Genomic DNA, 20,720 nt, shown 5'->3' on the forward strand with positions numbered 1-20,720 from the left:
GGGTCTCCTGGACGATGCCCTGGCCGGCGAAGGCGGCGTCGCCGTGGATCGTGATGCCCATGACTTTTTCGCCGCCGTTGTCGCCGATGGCGTCTTGCTTGCCGCGGACGCGGCCCTGGATGACGGGGGCGATCGCCTCGAGGTGCGACGGGTTGAAGGCCAGGGCCAGGTACATCTCGTGGCCCTTTTCGGTGGTGTACTGGCGGAAGTAGCCCATGTGGTACTTCACGTCGCCCGAGCCGATCGACTCCCACGGGTCGCCCTTTTCGAACTCGGAGAACACGTCCGCCACGGACTTGCCCATGATGTTCATGAGCACGTTGAGGCGGCCGCGGTGGGCCATGCCGAGGACGAGATCCTTGACCCCGTTGGCGGCGCCGCGCTTGACCAGTTCGGCGACCATCGGAATCAGGCTGTCGCCGCCCTCGAGCGAGAAGCGCTTCTGGCCGACGTATTTCGTGTGCAGGTAGCGTTCGAGGCCGTCGGCCTGGACCAGGTGCTCGAGCAGCTTTTTCTTTTCATCCGCGGCGAGCCCGTAGTCGCCGCCCGCGCTTTCGAACTGCTGGTGCACCCAACGCCGCTCGTCGGCGTCGCGGATGTGCATGAACTCGGCGCCGATGCTGCCAGCGTAGGTTTTCTTCAAGCGCTCGAGCAGTTCACCGAGCCTGAGCCTGGGCGGGCCGCCGAGGAAGCCGGTGTTGAATTCGCTGTTCATGTCGACGGCGCCGAGGCCGTGCCAGGACGGATCGAGGTCGGGCGCACCCGGGCGCGGCAGCAGGCCGATTTCCTCGAGGTCGGCGGCAGGGTAGGTGCCTTCCATGTCGAGCGGGTCGAGCCTGGCGGCGAGATGGCCGCGCGAACGGTACGCGGTGACCAGGCGCGATACGCCGGTCTGTTTCTGGCTGACCGCGTCGGTCAGCGGGCCGGTGGCGAGCAGCACCGCGCGGCCGTTGACCTTCTGCGCCTGCTCGATGCGCACGACCGCGTCGCCGTGCGGCTGGTCGCCGGCCTCGCGGCCCCGGAACGTGTCGAAATATTTCTTCCACTCTGGCGCGACCGAGGAGGGATCGCGCAGGTAGCTGTCGTACAGATCCTCGATGAAGGCGGCATTGCCTCCGGAAAGTTGCGAGGATTCGGAGAATTCCTTGAGGAGATTGACGCTCACGCTGACGTACCGGCAATGGGGGCGGGCGCGACCGTGCCTGTGAAACCGCGGCCAGGAAGGCAGCCGTTCGCGGGCCGCGAATTATACGCTAGGCGGCCGGATTGGACATTAATTCCGTGAAAGGTTGGCGACGATCCAGGCCGTTCCTGCAAAGCGCGTCGCGTCCGCTCCGGCCAAGCCGCCGCCGCGTGCGCCGAGGGCGGCCCCGCACACGAGGAATCCCTCGCAACGGCCGCGAAATCGCGGTGTGTTCGGAACCGTTGCGCGCGATTGCGCGGGCGTTCCACTTCCGCGCAATCGCGCAGCGAGTGCTAAACGTTTCCTGCCTCCGCTACAATGAACGCTTACGTACAGGACAAGAGACCGCGCTGGCGCGCGGTACTACTTCGGGGCGCGAGCGAGGACATGCGGGTATTGGTAAGCAACGACGACGGCGTGGAAGCGCCGGGCATAGCCGTACTCGCGCGCGCGCTCGCGGCGGCCGGCGAAGTCATCGTCGTCGCGCCTGACCGCGACCGCTCCGGCGCGAGCAATTCGCTGACGCTGGACCAGCCGATCCGCGTCGCCAGGCTCGACACCAACCGCTACCGCGTCGCCGGCACGCCGACCGACTGCGTGCACCTCGCGCTGTGCGGCATGCTCGACAAGGACCCGGACATCGTCGTCTCCGGCATCAACAACGCCTGCAACCTCGGCGACGACGTGATCTATTCGGGCACCGTATCCGCGGCGATGGAAGGGCGTTTTCTCGGCCTGCCCGCGATCGCCGTGTCGCTCGTGACCGGCGAGGACAGCGGCCATCATTTCGACAGCGCGGCGCAGGCGACGCTTGCGATCATGCGCCGGCTCGTCGTCGATCCGCTGCCGGCCGACACGATCCTCAATGTGAACGTGCCCGACCTGCCCTGGCACGAGTTGCGCGGCTTCGCCGTGACCCGACTCGGCAAGCGTCACCGCTCGGCGCCGTGCATCAAACAGGTCGATCCGCGTGGGCGGCCGCTGTGGTGGATCGGGCCCGCGGGCGAGGTCGACGACGACGGCCCCGGCACCGATTTCCACGCGGTGCGCCAGGGCTATATCTCGATCACGCCGATCCACGTCGACCTGACCCGCTTCCAGGCGCTGGAAAAGGTGTCGAGCTGGGTCGCTTCGCTGACGCTGCAGCTGGATCCGGCCGCGTGACGATGATGCAGCGGTTGACTCCAGAGGTGCGTGGCCTGGGCATGACCAGCCAGCGCGCGCGCGATCGCCTGATCGACCGGCTCGCCACGCGTCTGCCCAACGATGCGCGCAAACCGATCGCCGACCGGCGCGTGCTCGACGTCATGCGCGTGCTGCCGCGCCACCTGTTCATCGAGGAAGCGTTGGCCTCGCGGGCCTACGAGGACGATGCACTGCCGATAGGTCGCGCGCAGACGATTTCGCAGCCGTGGGTCGTCGCGCGCATGACCGAGGCGCTGATCGAGTACGCCGTGCCGAAAAAGGTACTCGAAATCGGCACTGGCTCCGGTTATCAGGCCGCGGTGCTGGCCGCGCTCGTGGAAAATGTATACACGGTCGAGCGCATCGACGAGCTGCTGCGCAACGCGCGCCGCCGCTTCCGCAAACTCGGCATCGACAACATCCGCTCGAAACATGCCGACGGCAAACTCGGCTGGGCCGAGCACGCGCCGTACGACGCGATCGTCCTCACCGCGGCCGACGACGCACTGCGGCCGGAACTGTTCGACCAGCTCGCGCCCGACGGCGTGCTCGTCGCGCCGGTCGGCAAGCCCGGCGTGCAGAAGCTGTTGCGCTATCGCCTCGTCGAAAAGGAGACGGGCGCGATGTGGGTCGGCGAATCGCTCGGCGACGTCAGCTTCGTGCCGCTGCTCGGTGGCCTGGTGTAGAAAAATAGAGCGCGGGCAGCAGCAAGCGGTGGGCGGAAGGACCAAAAGCGTGTGGGTCCGCCGGGTTTCCCGCGTACCGCTCAACGCAAACCGCTGACCATTCGCATTTTCCTGGGAATACCGCTTTGAATCTGTTCAAACCGATCTACGAAAAAGCCCTGGTCTGGGCGATGCATCCGCTCGCCGAGCGCTATCTGATGGGCATCAGCTTCGTCGAGGCCTTCATCTTTCCGCTGATGCCCGAAATCATGCTCGCGCCGATGACGCTGGCGAAGCCGGAACGCTGGGCGCGTTATGCCAGCCTGAGCCTGCTCTTCTCCACGTTGGGGTCGATCATCGGCTATCTGATGGGCCACTATGGTTTCGAACTCCTGCGGCCGCTGCTCGACGACCTCGGCTGGCTGCCGGCCATCGACAGCTACGTCTCCAAACTGCGCGGTCTCGGTGGCTGGGAAGTGTTCTGGCTGCTCGTCGGCGGGGGCTTCCTGCCGATCCCGATGAAGATCATTGCCTGGTCGTCGGGCATCGTCGGCGTGCCGATCTGGGCGTTTCTCGCCGCGATGATCGTCGGCCGCGGCAAGCGCGTCTATCTGCTCTGCGGAACGATCCGTCTCGGTGGCGAGAAGGCCGAGCAAACCGTGCATAAATGGGTCGAATGGATCGGCTGGGGATTGCTTGCTTTGGTTGTCCTTGCTGTGGTGTATTTCAAGTTCCTGCACCGATAGGCGGCGTGAGGCAGGCACCCGGAATGCAAACGATCAAGGCGATCTTCGGCAAATCCCGCAACAGGCACTGGCCCGCACTGGTCGTGGTCGGCGCCGCATGGCTGGCCGGTTGCGCCACCGATCCTGCCGACGTCGAGGATCGCTCGATCGGTGAGTCGCCGTCGCTGCAGTCGCCGCAGTCCGCGCGCGCGGCCACGCCACCGGGCGGCAGCTACCGCGTGGTCAGGGGCGATACGCTGTACTCGATCGCATTCAAGCGCGGCCTCGACTATCGCGACGTGGCGCAGTGGAACGGCATCGCCGCACCGCAGTACAAGATTCTCGTCGGCGAGGAAATCCGCCTCAGCCCGCCCGGCGCGCAGGTCGCGACGGCCAATGCCCATGCGTCGGCACGGCACGCGGATGCGGCACACACGCCAACGCCCGCCTCCGGCCCCGCCGTCGCCGCAACGCCGGCTCCGGCGCCGAAAAGCACGAGCATGTTCGAGGACGTGCCGAACGAATCCGTCACGTCGGCTCCCGCCCAATCCGAACCGGCTGCGTCGACGCAGTCCACGGTGTCGAAGCCCGCACCGCAGACTGCGCCGCCGCCCGCGGAACCGGTGGCGCCCGTCGCGATCGCAATGCCGCCGCCCGCGGCCAAGGTTCCCGCGGCAGAGCCGCCGCCGGCGAAACCGGTGGTCGAATCCGCGGCGTCCAATGTCGGCGGCGTTGTCTGGCGTTGGCCGAGCGGCGGCAAGATGGTCGGTGGCTACGTCGCCGGCGACCAGACCAGGCAAGGCGTCGACATCGCCGGCGCCGCGGGCGACCCGGTACTCGCCGCGGCCGACGGCGAAGTCGTCTACAGCGGCAACGGCCTGCTCGGCTACGGCGAGCTCATCATTGTCAAGCACAACGCAAGTTTCCTTTCCGCCTACGGCCACAACCGCAGGCGCCTCGTCGCCGAGGGCGAGAAGGTACGCGCCGGCCAGCAGATCGCCGAAATGGGTTCGAGCAGCGCCAGCCGCGACGAACTGCATTTCGAGATCCGCAAGAACGGCAAGCCGGTCAATCCGCTGGACTACCTTCCGCCTCGCTGAGCGTCGAGAAGCTCAAAAGAATTGCCGCGAAGGCACGAAGATCGCGAAGAAAAGCCACGAAGAAAGTCGATTCGGGACTTGTGCTCTTTTTTTCGCGGCTTCGTGGTGAATCTTTTCTTTTGCTTTCGCAACCGCGTTATCCTAGGCCCATGAACGCGGATCTACGCGCCGACGATATCGAATCGGACGAGCTGCTCGAACTGGTCCACGCGGTCGAGCCGCAGCAGGACGACGAGGCCCGCGATTCGACCAGCGCCTATCTCAACGAAATCGGCCTGGTTCCGCTGCTCGACGCCGACGACGAATTGCGTCTGGCCGAACGCGTGGCCGCAGGCGATGCCGACGCGCGCCGGCGCATGATCGAAGCGAACCTGCGCCTCGTCGTCTCGATCGCGCGCGGCTACGTCGGCCGCGGCGTGCCGCTGCTCGACCTGATCGCCGAGGGCAATCTCGGCCTGATCCGTGCGGTGGAGAAATTCGATGCGTCGCGTCGTCTGCGCTTCTCGACCTACGCGACCTGGTGGATCCGCGACGGCGTGCAGCACGCGCTGATGAGCCAGGGCCGCACCGTGCGTCTGCCCGTGCATGTGCTGCGCGAATTCGCCCAGGTGCTGCGCGCGCGGCGCCAGCTCACGCATGAGCTCGGGCGCATGCCGGGCATCGACGAGCTGGCGCGCCACCTCGGCCGCAGCGGCGCCGATATCGCCGGCCTGTTCACCCTGACCGACCGCATTTCCTCGCTAGACGCGCCGCTGTCGGCGAGCGACGACCGCGCGCTGATCGAGCAGCTCGTCGTCGACGATGCCGGCGCGGCGATGGCGCGCGCGCATGCGGGCGAACCGCGCGACTCGCGCATCGAGCACTGCTTAGCGCGGTTGTCCGAACGGCAGCGCCTGGTGTTGCAGCGGCGCTACGGCCTCAACGACCACGCCACGCAGACGCTCGCCGAGATCGCCGCCGAGCTCGGCCTGACCCGCGAGCGCGTGCGCCAGATTCAGAGCGAGGCGCTGCTGCGCCTGCGCGGACTGGTCGAGAGCGAGAACGCGGATCGCGGCGACGGCGATTGAACATTTTCCGGTCGTCATTGCCGCTGGAAGCATGCGGGAATGACGGCGGAAAGCCTTGCCGGGATCAGCGAAGATTGTTCATGGCAGAGCCGTTTCCGTCTCCGGCGCGCCCTGCAGCAGCCGCTTCTTCGCCACCCACTGCGTAGCCTCGTCCATCGGTTCCAGCGCGGCGAACTCGCCGGCGACCAGCGTCGCGATCGGCGCGCCGTCGCGATAGAGCACGCGCGCGTTGGTCAGGTTCGGCACGCGCTCGTCAGCGAGCAGGTGGCCGACGAGATTGAGCGGATCGGCGCCGCAGACGCCGACCAGGCTGCCGTCGCGCGGGCGGTTGCGGATCGCACGCAGCGGTGCGATCGCTTCCGGCAGCGCAAATTGCTCGCCGGTGAGCCCGGCAATGAAGCGGCCGCCGCGAATCTCGCCGCGCGCCTCGAGGCGGTGACAGACGCGCAGCAGCTCGCGCCACGGCGGCAGCCACGCCGCCTCGCGTGCGAGCAGGCGCCAGCAGATCAGGCCGTAGCGCTTGAGCAGCGTGCGGACGACGTGCTCCGCCTGTTCGGCGTCGCCACGCCGGTCCGTGCTGGATTGCGCTTTCGTGGAATCGTCCACTTCTGTACTCGTACGCCGCAGCAGCGACCAGCGCCCCGCATCGGCGATGCCGAGCAGTCCGCGCGAGCCACGCCCACGCCGCCGTTGCGGTGAGGGTCGGCGCGAGGCCGGCACGAGCAGCGCGCGCAGGCCGGCGAAACTGTCGGAATTGATCCGGCCCGCGGCGACGAGTTCGGCGAGCGCATCCTCGAGTTCGGCGTGCAGCAAGCGTGTGGCGTCGGCCAACTCGTCGAAGAACGAGGCGCCGTGCTCGCGTAGTGCATCGGCCACCGCCTGCGCGCGCGAAGACAGTGCGGTCAGGCCACTACGCGCGGCCGCGCCGAGCGCATTCCACAGCGCGAGGTTGCGTCGCTGCACGAGCACGATCGGCGTCGCGCGCACGGGGCCGGACGCGGCGCGCGGGCGCGGATCGTCTTCGTCTGTGCGCGCTGCGGGCGCACGCAGGCGTGTCCACACGACGCGGCCGGAAAGGCACAGGTCATCAAGCCAGGAAATTTCGTAGCCGGCGACGCGCGCGGGAAGAATCTCGGTCTCCCAGGCCGCGGCCGGCGCCTCGTAGCCTTCGAGTTGGGCAAGCACGCCGGCAAGCGCGTCGGGCCCGGTTACCTGCGTGCCCGGCGCGACGCGTTGCCACTCGAACAGGAAGCGCAGGTAGTCGCGCGGCTCGACCGGCTCGATCTCGCGGCGCAGGCGATTGACCGTGTAGCGGTGGATGCGCGCGAGCAGGTGGCGCTCGCACCATTCGGTGGTCGTCGCGTCCGGCGTGAAGCGGCCCTGCATGACGAAGCCCTGGCGTTCGAGTGCGAGCAGGGCGAGGAAGATGTCGTTTTGCGGCAGGCCGAGCGATGCGGCGATGTCGGTCGCGGGCACGGGGCCGAGGCCGGTCAGCCGTGCACGCACGAGATCCACCAGCGCGTCTTCACGCGTCCAGGCGACGGCGGCGTACTCCGGAGGAGCGATGATGCTCGGTTCGCAACGAAGCGTGGGCAATATTGCCGCGAACTGCGGCAAGCGTTCGGCGGAAACGAATACACGCGCCCCCTCCGACGATGCCAGTTGCGTCGCGCGCTTTTGAACGATGAGTTGCTCGAACAAGTTGCGCCACGATGCGTGGTCGCGCATCTCCACCTCGGCGACGAAGCCCAACCCCATCAACGCCTCATGTAATTCATCCGCATCGCGCGCTTCGGGCCAAGCCTCATCGCGCACGCAAGCGATCGCCCCCGCGTCGAGCCGGCCGAAGTCCTCGGTGGTTTCGATGTCGCCCCAGCGCCGGCTCTGCACGGCCTGGGTGCGACGTTCCTCGAGCGGCGCATCGTCGAGGAAGGCATAGGGCCGCGCATTGAGGATTTCGGCAGCGAGCGGCGAAGGTGCAGTCAGATCTTTTGCAACAATGTGGATTTCTCCACTTTCGAGCATTCGCAGCAGGCGCAGCAGCGCGGCAACGTCCATCGCCTCGTGCAGACAATCGTGCAGCGTTTGCGCGACCAGCGGGTGGTCTGGAATCCGGCGCTCGCCGACGATGTTTTCCAGGCAGGCGACCTGGTCGGGAAACACCGCCGCGAGCAGATCCTCGCTCTTCATGCGCTGCAGTTGCGGCGGCACCTTGCTGCCGCCCTGGAAGCGCGGCAGCGCGAGCGCGGTCACCGCGTTCCAGCGCCAGCGCAGGCCGAACATCGGTGCGTCGAGCAGGGCCTGGATCAGCACATGCTCGGCGGTGCTCGAGTGCAGATAGCGGGAGACTTCGTCGAGCGGAAAACTGTGGCTGGTCGACAGCGACAGCACGATTGCGTCCTCGGTCGCCGCGGCCTGCAGTTCGAAGTTGAACGTGCGGCAGAAGCGCTTGCGCAGGGCGAGGCCCCAGGCGCGGTTCATGCGGCTGCCGAATGGCGAGTGGATGATGAGCTGGGTGCCGCCGGACTCGTCGAAGAAGCGTTCCATCGCGAGCTGTGTCTGCGTCGGCAGCAGACCGAGTGCGGCCTGCGTCGCGCCGAGGTAGTCGACGATCTGGCGTGCGCCGGATTCGTTCAAGCCGACTTGTTCGCGCAGCCAGCGCAAGGCCGTCGCGGGGCCGAATTCAAGCTGCATGGAAATTTCTTCGCGCAGGCGCGACACGGAATACGACAACTCGTCGCTGCGTCCGGGCGCCTCGCCGAGCCAGAACGGTAGCGTCGGCGGCGCGCCTTTCGCATCTTCGACGCGCAGTCGGCCGCGTTCGACGCGCAGCACGCGGTACGAGGTGTTGCCGAGCTGGAAGATGTCGCCGGCCATGCTTTCGACCGCGAAGTCCTCGTGCACGGTGCCGATGCGCGCACCCTGCGGTTCGAGCACGACTTCGTAATCGGCCGTATCCGGAATCGCGCCGCCCGAGGTCAGCGCGGTCAGGCGTGCGCCGCGGCGTGCGCGCAGCACGCCGTTGACCGCGTCACGATGCAGATACGCCGAGCGTGGGCCGCGCCGGGTCGTGTAGCCGTCGGCGAGCATGCGCAGCGTGTCGCGATAGGCGTCGAGGCTGAGGTCGGCGAACGGGTACGCGCGGCGGATCGTGTCGAACAGTTCCTGCTCGTTGCATTCGCGGCAGGCGACTTCGGCGACGATCTGCTGCGCCAGCACGTCGCGTGCGTCGCGTTCGACGCGCAGCGTATCGAGTTCGCCGCGGCGCACCGCGTCGAGCAGCGCCGCGCATTCGACCAGGTCGTCGCGCGACAGCGGGAACAGGCGCGCCTTCGGCGTGCCGTCGACCGAGTGGTTGGCACGGCCGACGCGTTGCAGGAAGGTCGAGATCGAGCGCGGCGAGGCGATCTGGCAGACCAGGTCGACGTCGCCGATGTCGATGCCGAGTTCGAGCGAGGCGGTGGCGATGAGTGCGCGCAACTCGCCGCGCTTCAGGCGCTGCTCGGCGGCAAGGCGCTGCTCGCGCGCGAGGCTTCCGTGGTGCGAGGTCACCGCCTCCTTGCCGAGCAGATCGGATAGATGCCTGGCCAGGCGCTCAGCCATGCGCCGCGTGTTGACGAAGATCAGCGTGGTTTTGTGCGCCTGGATCAGTTCGGCGAGACGTTGGTAGACCGTGAGCCAGACATCGCCCGACATCACCGCGGAGAGCGGCGCCGGCGGCAGTTCGAGGGCGAGGTCGCGCTCGCGCGCGAAACCGACGTCGATAGTTTCGCAACCGGGGGAGGGGATTTCCGTTGTGCCCACCAAAAACTTGGCGACTTCGGAAATCGGCTTCTGCGTCGCCGACAGGCCGATGCGCGTCAGCCTGCGCCCGCACAGCGCGTCGAGGCGTTCGAGCGACAGCGCCAGATGCGCGCCGCGTTTGCACGGTGCGAGCGCGTGGATTTCATCGACGATCACGCTGCGCGTCGTCGCCAGCATCGCGCGGCCGGAGTCGGAGCCGAGCAGGACGTACAACGATTCGGGCGTGGTCACGACTATATGCGGTGCGCGCCGCTTCATCGCCTGGCGCTCGCTCTGCGGGGTGTCGCCGGTGCGCACGCTGGCGCGGATTTCCACATCGGGATGGCCGAGCTCGGCAAGCCGCGCGCGGATACCTTCCAGTGGTGCCTGCAGGTTGATCCGCACGTCGTTCGACAACGCCTTGAGCGGCGAGACGTAGACGACCCGCGTTTCGTCGGCGAGCGCGCCTTCGCAGCCCGCACGCACCAGTTCGTCGATCGCGGCGAGGAACGCGGCGAGCGTCTTGCCCGAGCCGGTCGGCGCGGCGATCAGCGTGTGCCGGCCGGAGCGGATGGCCGGCCAAGCACGCACCTGCGCGGGTGTCGGCGCGGTAAACGTCTGCGCGAACCACGCGGCGACGGCGGGATGGAAGTCTTGCAGCGGCACGGGAAAATTATGCGCCTCGGACGCGCCTTTGTTCATGCGCGCCGAATTGGGGGCCTTTTGCGCGAATGACAGGCCCAGCTGGCGCATTGCTGCGACTCCGTCGAAGGGAATGCAGCGTGCCCGACCTGCGTCTCAGCGCGCGAGACGCCGGACGGTCGTGTGGATCAGACCCCGTTGCCGCGGCGTGCGAGATTTTCGATCCAGCGGTACAGGGCGAGCATGATCACGACGAACGCCATGCCGCCGATCCAGATCGCCGGGCCGGTGGCGAACTCGTTGCCGACTAGGCCGAGAGGGTAATCCTTGCCCGAGAATGCCACGATCGCGGCGATGACGACGCCGATCATGCCTTCGCCGACGATCATGCCGGAGGCGAGCAGCACGCCGAGCTGCTTGGCGGATTCGGGTTTCGCCGTCCGCTGCGCGCGCTTGTCGTAGTACGCGCCGGCGATCGCGCCGACGACCACCATCAAGGTGCTCGAGGTCGGCAGGTAAATGCCCAGTCCCACCGCCAGCGGCGACAGATGCGCATGGCGCGTGACGCGGCGCAATATCTCGTCGATGACGATGAGTACGGCGCCGATGCCCGCGCCGATGCCGATCAGGTCCCAGCGGATATTGTTCTGGATCACACCCTGCGCCAGTGCGGAAATCAGCCCCGCCTGCGGCGCGGCCAAGGGGTTTTCGTGCGTGTTGCCGGGCACGCCGACAAAGCCGTATCCCTGGTTGAGCACTTCGAGCACGGGCGGGATGATCAGCGCGCCGGCAATCACGCCGATCACCAGCGCCCATTGCTGCCGGGACGGCGTCGCGTCGACGAGCTGGCCGGTTTTCAGGTCCTGCAGATTGTTATTGGCGATGGTGCCGATCGCGAACACGATCGAGGTGACGAACAGGGCAAAGGCGACCAGCGCCTTCTCCAGTCCGGGCGGTACATACGGTTTGACGCCGAGCACGAGCAGCAGCGCCGCGCCAATCACCACGAGAATGCCGACGCCGGACAACGGGCTGTTGGACGCGCCGATCAGGCCCGCCATGTAGCCGGTCACGGCGGAAACGAAGAAGCCCATCAGCACGCAATAGGCGAGTCCACCCAGGGCAAGCGCCCAGAGGTGATCGCCGAGCCCGCCGTTGATGGCGAAATGTCCGAGCAGCAAGGCGACCGGGACAAAACACACGAGCATGGTCAGGCCGACGAAGGTGATCGGAATGTCCTGTTCGGTGCGTGGCAGCAGCGCGGCCTGTCCGGTATTGCGCGCGCGCTGCGCGGCCAGCGCCGAGGCGAGGCCCGAAGCGACCGGTTTCACCAGCTTGAGCAAGGTCCAGATCGCGGCGATGCCGATGGTCCCGGCACCGATGAACCGGATCTGGGTCTTGGAAATGTCGGCGGCGAGTTTCGCCGCGTCGCCTGCCGTCGCCGCGATGGCCGAGTAGTGCGGCACACCCCAAACCCAGGCGATCGCCGCGCCGACCAGCATCGCGATGCCTACCCACAGTCCGACGAGATGTCCGACCGCGAACAGCGCCATCGACAGACTGAAATCGTACCCGCTCACCGGGCCGCGTTCGCCGCCGAGGCGGAAATACTGCATGACGTCACTGGCAAACACGCGCGTGGCGACGACCACCGCGAACAGCGCCGCGACGATGGAGCCCCAGACCACCGCAAGCAATCCGGTGCGACTGTCTTCCGCGCCGCCCGCCGTGGCGGTGGCTCCGGGGCTGCCGACCTTGAGCACTTCGGCGCAGGCGACACCTTCGGGAAACGGCAGATCCGAGCCGGTCACGAGCGCGCGGCGCAATGGAATCGAATACATCACGCCGAGCACGCCGCCGAGCGCGCAGATGGCAAACGAGGTCCAGAATGGAAATCCCGTCCACCAGCCGATCATCAGGAAACCGGGCAGCACGAAACACATCGCCGACAGCGTTCCGGCCGCCGAGGCGATCGTCTGCACGATGTTGTTCTCCTGCACCGTGGAATCCTTGAAGCCGCGCAGCAGGGCCATCGAAATCACCGCGGCGGGAATGGATGTGGCGACGGTGAGGCCGATCTTGAGGCCGAAAAAAACATTCGCCGCCGTGAACACCACCGTGATCGTGATGCCGAGGAGTACGCCGCGCAAAGTGAGCTCGCTGCGCGACTCGGCTGTCGTCATGTGTTGATTGGCCATGAAGCCCCCGGTGTCGGAAACAGCAAAGTATGGCAAACATTTCCGGTCCGCATGCGCAGGCGAAGATTCGCTTCTCATGCTGCAAAGCGGCAAACATCGCCGCAACGACGGTTTTCGTACGTGCCGCGCGCGTGCATTCGTCGAGCCGATACGTCCGGATCGCGGCCTCGAATGGTTAAGAAATTATTCAATTCGAACAACAGGTTCTGGCCATGACTGGCGAAAGAGGGCTGGGGCAGACTGACTCGATTCTGAATGATTAAGGTTCGGAGTGGAGTCAAACGCTTGGATTTGTTACTATGCGACCGCTCGCGTTGCCGCTGCCTAACGTTTTATTAACGCGAAGCACGCATCAGAATTTGGTGTGACGTGATTGGATATGCGTGCCGCACACGGGGTTTGGCGGACGCCCGAAGAAAAACCATGCAAAAGGAGACTCCGAATGAAACGTAATACCTTGTTTGCCGCTCTCGCCCTCGCCCTGGGTGGTATCGGCGCAATCGGCACGGCGCAAGCCCAGGACTTCGGTTCCTGGTATGTCGCCCCGCGCCTCGGCGCTGTCGTTCCGGACAGCAACCGCACCACCAAGGTGTCGGGCTTCGGTGGTATTGGCGTCGGCGTTTGGGTGAACCCGAACTTCGCCGTCGATTTCGAATACGGCATCAACAACGCCGACTTCAAGAACAGCTCGCCGCGCAATACCCATCAGTGGGAAAGCGTGCAGCTCGACGTCGCGGCGCGCTGGTTCTTCGGTGACATCGGCGCCGGCTGGCGTCCGTATGTGGTCGGCGCCGTTGGCGCGCTGCGCCACAAGGCCTACTCGGGTTCGCTGCTCTCGGCTGCTGGCCAGTCCGATAGCGGTGGCTGGGATCCGATGGCGCTGCTCGGCGCCGGTATCCAGTACAGCCTGTCCGATCGCCTCGCGTTCCGCGGTGAAGTCGCGGCGCGTTACGACCACGACAACAACTCGCTGAACTCGGCATTGGCCCAGTCGTACGGCTTCAAGCGCCATTCGGGCTTCACCGACGCGCTCGTGACCGTTGGCCTGACCTACAGCTTCGGTGCGGCCCCCGCTGCGCCGCCGCCGCCGCCGCCGCCGGCTCCGCCGCCGCCGCCGCCGGCTGCCCCGCCGCCGCCGCCGCCGGCTCCGATCGACCTGCGTGGTGTCGAGTTCAAGTTCGACCATCCGCGTCCGGGCGAGAAGCTGGTGCCGTCGCTGAAGGCCCCGACCGCCGCGTCGGTGCAGATTCTCGACGAAGCCGTGGATACGCTGAAGCGCAATCCGGAGCTCCGCGTCGAAGTCGACGGTCACACCGACGGCATCGGTACCGAGGCTTACAACCAGAAGCTTTCGGAGCGTCGCGCCAAGGGCGTGTATGACTATCTGATCGCGCACGGCGTGCCTGACAGTCAGATCACCGGCCACAAGGGTTTCGGCAAGGATCAGCCGATCGCCCCCAACAACACTGCGGAAGGCCGTCAGCAGAATCGCCGCGTCGAACTCAAGCAGTAAGATCGTTCGAGGTGGTGCAAGCAACAAGAAGAAGCCCGGCGCAAGCCGGGCTTTTTCGTTGGGAAGAATCGATGGTCAAGCATGGCCTTGCCCGTGTCCTGAGCAAATTTGGTTTCTGTTCGCGTAGCCAGGCGCTGGCGCTGGTGCGCGCGGGACGCGTGCGCGTGAACGGACGCATCGTGCGCGATCCGGAAACGCCGACCGATGGCGCGCGCGACCGCGTCGCGGTCGACGGCGAAGAAGTCACGGCGCAGGAAAAAGTCTATCTCGCGCTGAACAAACCGCGCGGTTATGTGACCACGGCCAGCGACGAGCGCGGGCGAACCACGGTCTATGAGTTGCTCAAGCTCCCCGCGCAGGCGGCTGCGCCTGCGCATTGGCTTGCCCCGGTCGGCCGTCTCGACAAGGCCAGCGAGGGCCTGCTGCTGTTCACCAACGACAGCACATGGGCCGCACATCTGACCGACCCGGCCTCGCATCTGGACAAGACCTATCACGTGCAGATCGATACGCTGGCCGACGCGGAACTGCTCGCGCGCCTGATCGTCGGCATCGATGATGCGGGCGAACGACTGAGGTTGAAATCCGTGCGCGAATTGCGCCGCGGCGAGAAGAATTCCTGGCTGGAAATCGTCCTCGACGAAGGCCGCAACCGGCAGATCCGTCGCGTGCTCGCCGCATTCGGCATCGGCGTGTTGCGTCTCGTGCGCGTCGCGATCGGTCCGCTCGCGCTCGGCGATCTGGCCAAGGGCCAAACGCGCGCGCTGACCGCATCGGACATGCGGCGCCTGGCCGAAGCGATCGGTGTGAAGCGCGCCGTCCCGCCGGTCAGCGAATGACGCCGAGGGTGCGGCCGATCTTGACGAACGCCGCGACCGCGCGATCGATCTGCTCGTGCGTATGCGCCGCGCTCATCTGCGTACGGATGCGCGCCTGGCCCTTCGGTACGACCGGGAAGAAAAATCCGATCACGTAGATGCCCTCGTCCAGCAGTTGTTTGGCGAATTCCTGCGCGAGTTTGGCGTCGCCCAGCATGACCGGTGCAATCGGATGGGTGCCGGGGCGGATGTCGAAGCCCGCTTCGCTCATGCGCTTGCGGAAATACAGCGCGTTGTCGTTGACCTTGTCGCGCAGCGCGGTGCTCGAGGAAAGCATCTCGAACACCTTGATCGATGCGGCGACGAGCGGCGGCGGCAGCGTGTTCGAGAACAGGTACGGACGCGAGCGCTGGCGCAGCAGGTCGACGATTTCGCGGCGCCCGGTGGTGAAGCCGCCCGAGCCGCCGCCGAGCGCCTTGCCGAGCGTGGAAGTGAACACGTCAACCTCGCCCATCACACTGTGCAGTTCCGCAGAGCCGCGGCCGGTAGGGCCGACGAAGCCGGTCGCGTGCGAATCGTCGACCATCAGCATCGCGTTGTATTTCTTCTTCAACGCGACGATTTCGTCGAGTTTGGCGATGTAGCCGTCCATCGAGAACACGCCGTCGGTCGCGATCAGGCGCGTGCGCTTGCCCTGGGTTTCGGCAAGGTGCTTTTCGAGTTCGGCCATGTCGCCGTTCGCGTAGCGCCGACGCTCGGCCTTGCACAGGCGGATGCCGTCGATGATCGAGGCATGGTTGAGCGCATCCGAAATCACCGCATCTTCTTCGCCGAGAATCGTTTCGAACAGACCGCCGTTCGCGTCGAAGCACGAGGTGTACAGAATCGTGTCGTCGGTGCCGAAGAATTTCGCGATCGTCGCCTCGAGCTGCTTGTGCAGATCCTGCGTGCCGCAGATGAAGCGCACGCTGGCGAGGCCGAAGCCGTGCGTGTCGAGCGCGTCCTTCGCCGCCTGGATGATCTCGGCATTGTCGGCGAGGCCGAGGTAGTTGTTGGCGCAGAAGTTGAGTACCTCGCGGCCATCGCTCGTCCTGATCGAGGACGATTGCGGCGTCGCGATCACGCGTTCGGTCTTGTACAAGCCAGCGTCGCGGATCGATTCAAGTTCGGACTGCAGGCGGTTCTGGGCGGCGTAGGTCATGGCGGAATCCGGCGGAAAGCGCCATTGTCCGCGATTCGCGTGCGCAAGGATATTCTTCCGGATAAGATGCCGGTGCGGCGCGGATCGCATCTGCGCGCCATGCGGGGGGAATGCGATGAAAGGTCGGCTTCCGAAACAAGGCAAGCGCAGCGCGGCGGCACCTGCGGACGCTGTCTCGCCGTCATCGCCCACCGGCGGCCATCGCCTGCGCGACTGGCTGGTCGGCACGCTCGGCATGATGGCCGCGGCGCCCGTGATCGGCATTTTCACCGGCTTCCTGCTGCTGTTCGGCGGCATCTTTCTCGGCGTCGCCTGGCAGGCGGCGATGAAACCGCTGGTCGATATGCGTCAATACGCCGGGTTCAGCGCGTCCACGTCCGGGCACATCGTCGAAAGCTGGGCGGCGATCAACTTCGATCCGGCCAGCCTTCCCGCGGGCAAGTTGTACTGGGATCGAGCCAGCAAGATTTCACGTTGTACGGTCGTCGAATACAACGCGGGCGACTGGGGCACGCCGTTGCGCCGCGCGTTCTGCGGCATGCGCCTGCAGTTCAGCGACAACTTCCGCCTGAGCGACTGGGCCGAAGCGGTGCAGGAAGGCATTCCTTTCACGTTCCTGCGCGATGCGAGCGGCTTCGAGCTGCAGGAGGTGCGCATGAACCGCACGACCCTGGATTGGATCTCGCACCATCCGCCGCGCGACACGTTCATGATGAGCAAGCCGCCACCGGCCACCGCACTCGCGGCGCTGCGCGAACAGCTCGATCTGCCGGTCGATGTCGCGGTGTTGAGCTGGACCCATGCCGTGCCGGATTTTCCGCTGCGCTTCGATCCGCAGCGCCCGCAGGAGGCGATGCCGGCCCGCGTCGTCGAGGACAGCCGTGCCTGGAACCCGACCGCCGCGGTCCTCGCGCTGCTGCTTGCCATTCCGGGGTTCTGGGTCTGGCGCATGGGCGTGCGCGTCTTCTTTCCTGCCGAACCATCCCCGCTCGTCCTGTGGACACTCACGCTGCTGCCGTTGCTCGCGCTGCCGTGGTGGGGCGAGATGCTGCCGAAGCTCATCGCGCGCGCGAATCGCGACTGGGCGACGATCGCGAGCGACATGCTCGACGATGTCACCCGTGGCACGCGTCTCATTGCCAGTACGCCGGACGAGGCCGAATTCGCGCGCGGCGAGCGTCTCGTCTGGCGGCTCGACCAGGGCGCGTATGCGGAAACCTTCGGACGCATCCGCTATGCACGGCCCGAGCCTCCGCCGAAGTCCGCCGACGAGGCGATTGCCGCATTGCGTGCGCAGACCGCGGCGCAGGTGCGCGGGTTCGATTCGGCGCAGCGCGCAGCGTTGTTCCAGCGCCTGCGCGAGCAATACGATGCCAACCTGCAGAACGTGCAACGCCTGTTCACCACCGCTGCGGAGGACACCCTGCGCGACGCGGGCGTCGATGCCGCCGCGCACAAGGCGGCGAGGAAATTCCTCTTCTACGCCTCGGGCGGTACCTACTACGAGGATCAGCTCGACAGGATCGAGGCCGCCAGGGACGCGGCTAGCGCCGCGTCGCGGTGAATGCGCCGGGGGGGTATTTCGGCGCGCCGTCGTAGGGCGCGCGCAGCACGACCCGCCAGCCGCGCTCGCGCAACCTGCGCTGCGCAAGCGCGGTGATCCCGCCGCCGATCAGCGCGGTCCTGTCGCCGTGCTTGAATTCCGCGCGGTCGAAGAATTCGTCGACTTCGGCGGTCCAGCTCAGGCAATCGACCGGCAGCGGCAGCAGCAGCTTGCCGTCGCGCGTGACGTAGACGAGCGCGGCGCCGGCGATCACGAGCTTGCCATGGCGCGCGTCGCGCGGGTACTTGCGGATCTGCGACAGCGCGTTGACCAGGTAGCGCCCCTCGACCTCGCCGTGCGTCACCGTGCCGAGTTCGAGCAATTCGTTGCAACCGGCATCCGGCGCCAGCGCGACGAGCGAGTCGGCGAGTTGGGTGCGCATCGTGTCGCTGAAACCACCGCGTCTGAGGAACTGGCGGATGCCGAACTCGTCGCTGCACACCGAAGCGAGCTGCTTCTCGTTGCGCTCGCGGATCTGCTCGGGCGTGTGGTTCAGCACATATTCGTTGACCATTCCCGAATCGGCGATCACGTCCGCGGCGGTGCCGCCGATGGTGGCCAGCGCCTGACCGGCGGAAAAGTTGCCCCAGACCGCGGCCCAGGCGAGCGAGTCCAGGCGTTCGACGATGTAAGGGTTCGAGGTGTTCGGATCGAAACCCAGACGCCTGGCGATATCGTTGCGCGACGAGTTGTACTTGAGATAGCGCTTGACCTCGCGCCCGGCATCGCGGCCGGCGCGCGCGTACCAGGCCTTGCTCGGCTTCTCCACTTGCTCGGGCGCGGCGGGAGTGCTCTGCGCCTCGTCGCCGCCCATCGGCGGCCCGTCGACGCTGACGTAGCCTTGCGCGGCAGCCTCGCGCTGCTGCGCATCGGCATTCGCGCGCGCGGCGGCATCGGGCGGCGCATCACGCCCGGCAGTCATCGGGCCGTTAGGCGCGCGGAATGGATCACCCTTGTTTTCCATGATGCGCGCGGAACGGTCGCTGACGCTTTGCGCGCGGTTGGCCCACATGCCGATCTGCTTCTTGAAGTAGCGAACGACACCCATCGGCAGGCCGACGATCGAATCGACTGGATGGCGGATCACGTTGACGATCGTCGCGCCGGTCCTTCTGCCGCGTTCGGCCAGCGCGTGGCCGAACGCGCCGCTGCGCGTGGCCTGGTCCAGCGCCTCGATCGCCGGAATCTCGCTGACGCGGATCGCGAGCATCTGCGCACTGTCGGCCGTGAGCGAGCCGTACTTCGTGGTGATCGAGAAGCGCGCCATGTAGCCGGCGAGCTGCGTTTTCGGATCGACCGTGAAGTTCGGCCCGCTCAGCAGCGCCGGTTCGGCAACCGCGGCGGAATCGAGCACGGGCTCGGATTCGTAGCCGCACTCGCGCACGCACGCGGGCACGTCGCGCGCGACGGACGCGCGTGGCGACAGCGCGGCCAACAGGAACAGGACCGGCAGCAGTTTCACGGATGCCGGAATGGTGCGGGTGGCGGGATGAACTGCCGGCATACGCATGCGTCCGCGTTCATGCCGGCGTCGACGCAACGACGGTGCGTCTTTTCCGCCGTTGCGGCGACCGCCGTACGTTTCAATTCCAGGAGCAGACGACCTTGCCGCAGGCGCCGGCATCCATCAGCTCGAAGCCGCGCCGGAAGTCGTCGATGTGGATCTGGTGGGTGAGCACCTTCTGCAGCGGGAATCCGGTCAGCAGCATCTGGGTCATCTTGTACCAGGTCTCGTACATGCGCCGGCCATAGATGCCGTGCAGGACGAGGCCCTTGAAGATGACCTTGTCCCAGTTGATGCCGGCGCCGTTCGGCATGATGCCGAGCATCGCGATCTTGCCGCCGTGGTACATGCAGTCGAGCATGTCGCCGAATGCGCGCGGGTTGCCGCTCATCTCCATGCCGACGTCAAAGCCTTCCATGTGCAGGTCGGCCATGACGTCTTTCAGCGACTGCTTGGACACGTTGACCACCCGCGTCGCACCCATGTCGGCGGCGAGTTTCAATCGATAGTCGTTGACGTCGGTGACGACGACGTTGCGCGCGCCGACGTGCTTGGCGATGCCCGCGGCGATGATGCCGATCGGGCCGGCGCCGGTGATCAGCACGTCCTCGCCGATCAGGTCGAACTCGAGCGCGCAGTGCGCGGCATTGCCGTACGGGTCGAAGAACGCGGCGAGTTCGGACGGAATCTGGTCCGGCACCGGCCACAGGTTCGATGCCGGCATCGCGATGTATTCGGCGAACGCGCCGTTGCGGTTCACGCCGATGCCGATCGTGTGCGGGCACAGGTGCTGCTTGCCCGCACGGCAGTTGCGGCAGACGCCGCAGACGATGTGGCCTTCGGCCGAGACGCGCTGGCCGATCGTGTAGCCACGCACGCCGGGGCCCATGTCGACGATGCGGCCGACGAATTCGTGGCCGATGACCAGGCCCGGCTTGATCGTGCGCTGCGACCACTCGTCCCATTTGTAGATGTGCAGGTCGGTGCCGCAGATAGCGGTCTTTTCGAGCTTGACCAGCACCTCGTTCGGGCCGATCTCGGGCATCGGCACTTGCTCCATCCAGATGCCTTTGCCGGCTTCGCGCTTGACCAGCGCCTTCATCATTGCTTGCGACATGGGTGTGTCCTGAATGGAGTGCGTGATTATACCGCGCGCGCCATCAACTCACGGCTTTCGTGCCTTGCAGTTTGGCCAGATTGCGGTCGAACGTATGCCGCACGGCGCCGCCACGCCGGACGGCGAAGCCGCCTCCGGTTCATCGACTGCATTGACCAGCACGCCGCGGCCCTTGCGCGTGCAGCGCACCTTGCCGCCAGGGCGGATGCCGAGTGCGCGCCGGATGCCCCGACGGCACGGTGATCCGGCCCTTCTGTGTGACGTTCGCGGTTTGCGTGAGGTAATACTTCAAAAAGTATTATGCGAATGATGCACCGATGGCACGCTGCGGACGATATCGGCTCATGTGTAGACTACCCGGGCCCGGTCGCGGCGACTGACGGGCAGGGCTGCGATCAAGGCAGCCAACCGCAAGG

14 protein-coding genes are annotated in these 20,720 nt (G+C 66.5%); 8 read left to right on the plus strand and 6 right to left on the minus strand.

All coding sequences use genetic code 11. The annotated features are described in order from the left end of the window. Positions 1–1,165: 2-oxoglutarate dehydrogenase E1 subunit family protein (locus AC16HO_RS16390; protein ID WP_484335589.1), on the minus strand; the 1,165-nt coding region annotated here is incomplete at its 3' end. Positions 1,166–1,570: 405 nt separating this feature from the next. Here AC16HO_RS16390 and surE point away from each other — a divergent pair. From surE to AC16HO_RS16415, 5 genes are all read left to right on the plus strand, one after another. Next, positions 1,571–2,347 (plus strand): 5'/3'-nucleotidase SurE, encoded by a 777-nt coding sequence (surE, locus tag AC16HO_RS16395; protein WP_395641905.1) that lies wholly within the window; start codon positions 1,571–1,573, stop codon positions 2,345–2,347. A gap of 2 nt (positions 2,348–2,349) precedes the next feature. Further along, positions 2,350–3,054, plus strand: coding sequence for a protein-L-isoaspartate(D-aspartate) O-methyltransferase (locus AC16HO_RS16400; protein ID WP_395641906.1), 705 nt, complete (start codon positions 2,350–2,352; stop codon positions 3,052–3,054). Between the two features lie 125 nt (positions 3,055–3,179). Further along, positions 3,180–3,779, plus strand: coding sequence for a YqaA family protein (locus AC16HO_RS16405; protein ID WP_395641907.1), 600 nt, complete (start codon positions 3,180–3,182; stop codon positions 3,777–3,779). Positions 3,780–3,802: 23 nt separating this feature from the next. Further along, entirely contained in the window at positions 3,803–4,858 is a 1,056-nt protein-coding gene (locus tag AC16HO_RS16410) for a peptidoglycan DD-metalloendopeptidase family protein (RefSeq protein ID WP_395641908.1), read from the plus strand. 149 nt (positions 4,859–5,007) lie between these two features. Further along, positions 5,008–5,925, plus strand: a complete 918-nt coding sequence (locus AC16HO_RS16415) for a sigma-70 family RNA polymerase sigma factor (RefSeq protein ID WP_395641909.1) — start codon at positions 5,008–5,010, stop codon at positions 5,923–5,925. 78 nt (positions 5,926–6,003) lie between these two features. On the opposite strand, the gene AC16HO_RS16420 is transcribed toward AC16HO_RS16415, so the two are convergent. Both AC16HO_RS16420 and AC16HO_RS16425 read right to left on the minus strand, forming a co-directional pair. Next, positions 6,004–10,410, minus strand: coding sequence for a DEAD/DEAH box helicase (locus AC16HO_RS16420; RefSeq protein ID WP_395641910.1), 4,407 nt, complete (start codon positions 10,408–10,410; stop codon positions 6,004–6,006). 128 nt (positions 10,411–10,538) lie between these two features. Further along, entirely contained in the window at positions 10,539–12,533 is a 1,995-nt protein-coding gene (locus tag AC16HO_RS16425) for an OPT family oligopeptide transporter (protein ID WP_484335590.1), read from the minus strand. 394 nt (positions 12,534–12,927) lie between these two features. On the opposite strand from AC16HO_RS16425, the gene AC16HO_RS16430 reads away from it, so the two are divergent. Further along, positions 12,928–14,061 carry an OmpA family protein gene (locus AC16HO_RS16430; RefSeq protein WP_484335591.1) on the plus strand — a complete coding sequence of 378 codons (1,134 nt, stop codon included), beginning with the start codon at positions 12,928–12,930 and terminating at the stop codon, positions 14,059–14,061. A gap of 71 nt (positions 14,062–14,132) precedes the next feature. Then, the gene (locus AC16HO_RS16435; RefSeq protein WP_395641913.1) at positions 14,133–14,900 is read left to right on the plus strand and encodes a pseudouridine synthase; all 768 of its coding nucleotides are present in this window, start codon (positions 14,133–14,135) and stop codon (positions 14,898–14,900) included. On the opposite strand, the gene kbl is transcribed toward AC16HO_RS16435, so the two are convergent. Continuing rightward, entirely contained in the window at positions 14,890–16,080 is a 1,191-nt protein-coding gene (kbl, locus tag AC16HO_RS16440) for a glycine C-acetyltransferase (protein WP_395641914.1), read from the minus strand. The genes AC16HO_RS16435 and kbl overlap by 11 nt on opposite strands. A gap of 115 nt (positions 16,081–16,195) precedes the next feature. Here kbl and AC16HO_RS16445 point away from each other — a divergent pair, with 115 nt between their 5' ends. Further along, complete coding sequence (locus tag AC16HO_RS16445; protein ID WP_395641915.1) at positions 16,196–17,644, plus strand: hypothetical protein; 1,449 nt, start codon at positions 16,196–16,198, stop codon at positions 17,642–17,644. Here AC16HO_RS16445 and AC16HO_RS16450 read toward each other — a convergent pair. Together AC16HO_RS16450 and tdh are read right to left on the minus strand one after the other, a co-directional pair. Continuing rightward, positions 17,625–19,145: a hypothetical protein gene (locus AC16HO_RS16450; protein ID WP_395641916.1), complete on the minus strand. Its 1,521-nt coding sequence runs from the start codon at positions 19,143–19,145 to the stop codon at positions 17,625–17,627. The two genes, AC16HO_RS16445 and AC16HO_RS16450, sit on opposite strands and share 20 nt — an antisense overlap. A 121-nt stretch (positions 19,146–19,266) precedes the next feature. Further along, complete coding sequence (gene tdh / locus AC16HO_RS16455) at positions 19,267–20,289, minus strand: L-threonine 3-dehydrogenase (protein ID WP_395642163.1); 1,023 nt, start codon at positions 20,287–20,289, stop codon at positions 19,267–19,269. Between the last annotated feature and the right edge of the window lie 431 nt (positions 20,290–20,720).

It is taken from the genome of Rudaea sp. (assembly GCF_057139185.1).

Coding starts and splice junctions, on each gene's coding strand:
- surE (WP_395641905.1), top strand. CDS start 1,571: ATGCGGGTATTGGTAAGCAACGACGACGGCGTGGAAGCGCCGGGCATA.
- AC16HO_RS16400 (WP_395641906.1), top strand. CDS start 2,350: ATGATGCAGCGGTTGACTCCAGAGGTGCGTGGCCTGGGCATGACCAGC.
- AC16HO_RS16410 (WP_395641908.1), top strand. CDS start 3,803: ATGCAAACGATCAAGGCGATCTTCGGCAAATCCCGCAACAGGCACTGG.
- AC16HO_RS16415 (WP_395641909.1), top strand. CDS start 5,008: ATGAACGCGGATCTACGCGCCGACGATATCGAATCGGACGAGCTGCTC.
- AC16HO_RS16420 (WP_395641910.1), bottom strand. CDS start 10,410: ATGAACAAAGGCGCGTCCGAGGCGCATAATTTTCCCGTGCCGCTGCAA.
- AC16HO_RS16425 (WP_484335590.1), bottom strand. CDS start 12,533: ATGACGACAGCCGAGTCGCGCAGCGAGCTCACTTTGCGCGGCGTACTC.
- AC16HO_RS16430 (WP_484335591.1), top strand. CDS start 12,928: ATGCGTGCCGCACACGGGGTTTGGCGGACGCCCGAAGAAAAACCATGC.
- AC16HO_RS16435 (WP_395641913.1), top strand. CDS start 14,133: ATGGTCAAGCATGGCCTTGCCCGTGTCCTGAGCAAATTTGGTTTCTGT.
- kbl (WP_395641914.1), bottom strand. CDS start 16,080: ATGACCTACGCCGCCCAGAACCGCCTGCAGTCCGAACTTGAATCGATC.
- AC16HO_RS16445 (WP_395641915.1), top strand. CDS start 16,196: ATGAAAGGTCGGCTTCCGAAACAAGGCAAGCGCAGCGCGGCGGCACCT.
- tdh (WP_395642163.1), bottom strand. CDS start 20,289: ATGAAGGCGCTGGTCAAGCGCGAAGCCGGCAAAGGCATCTGGATGGAG.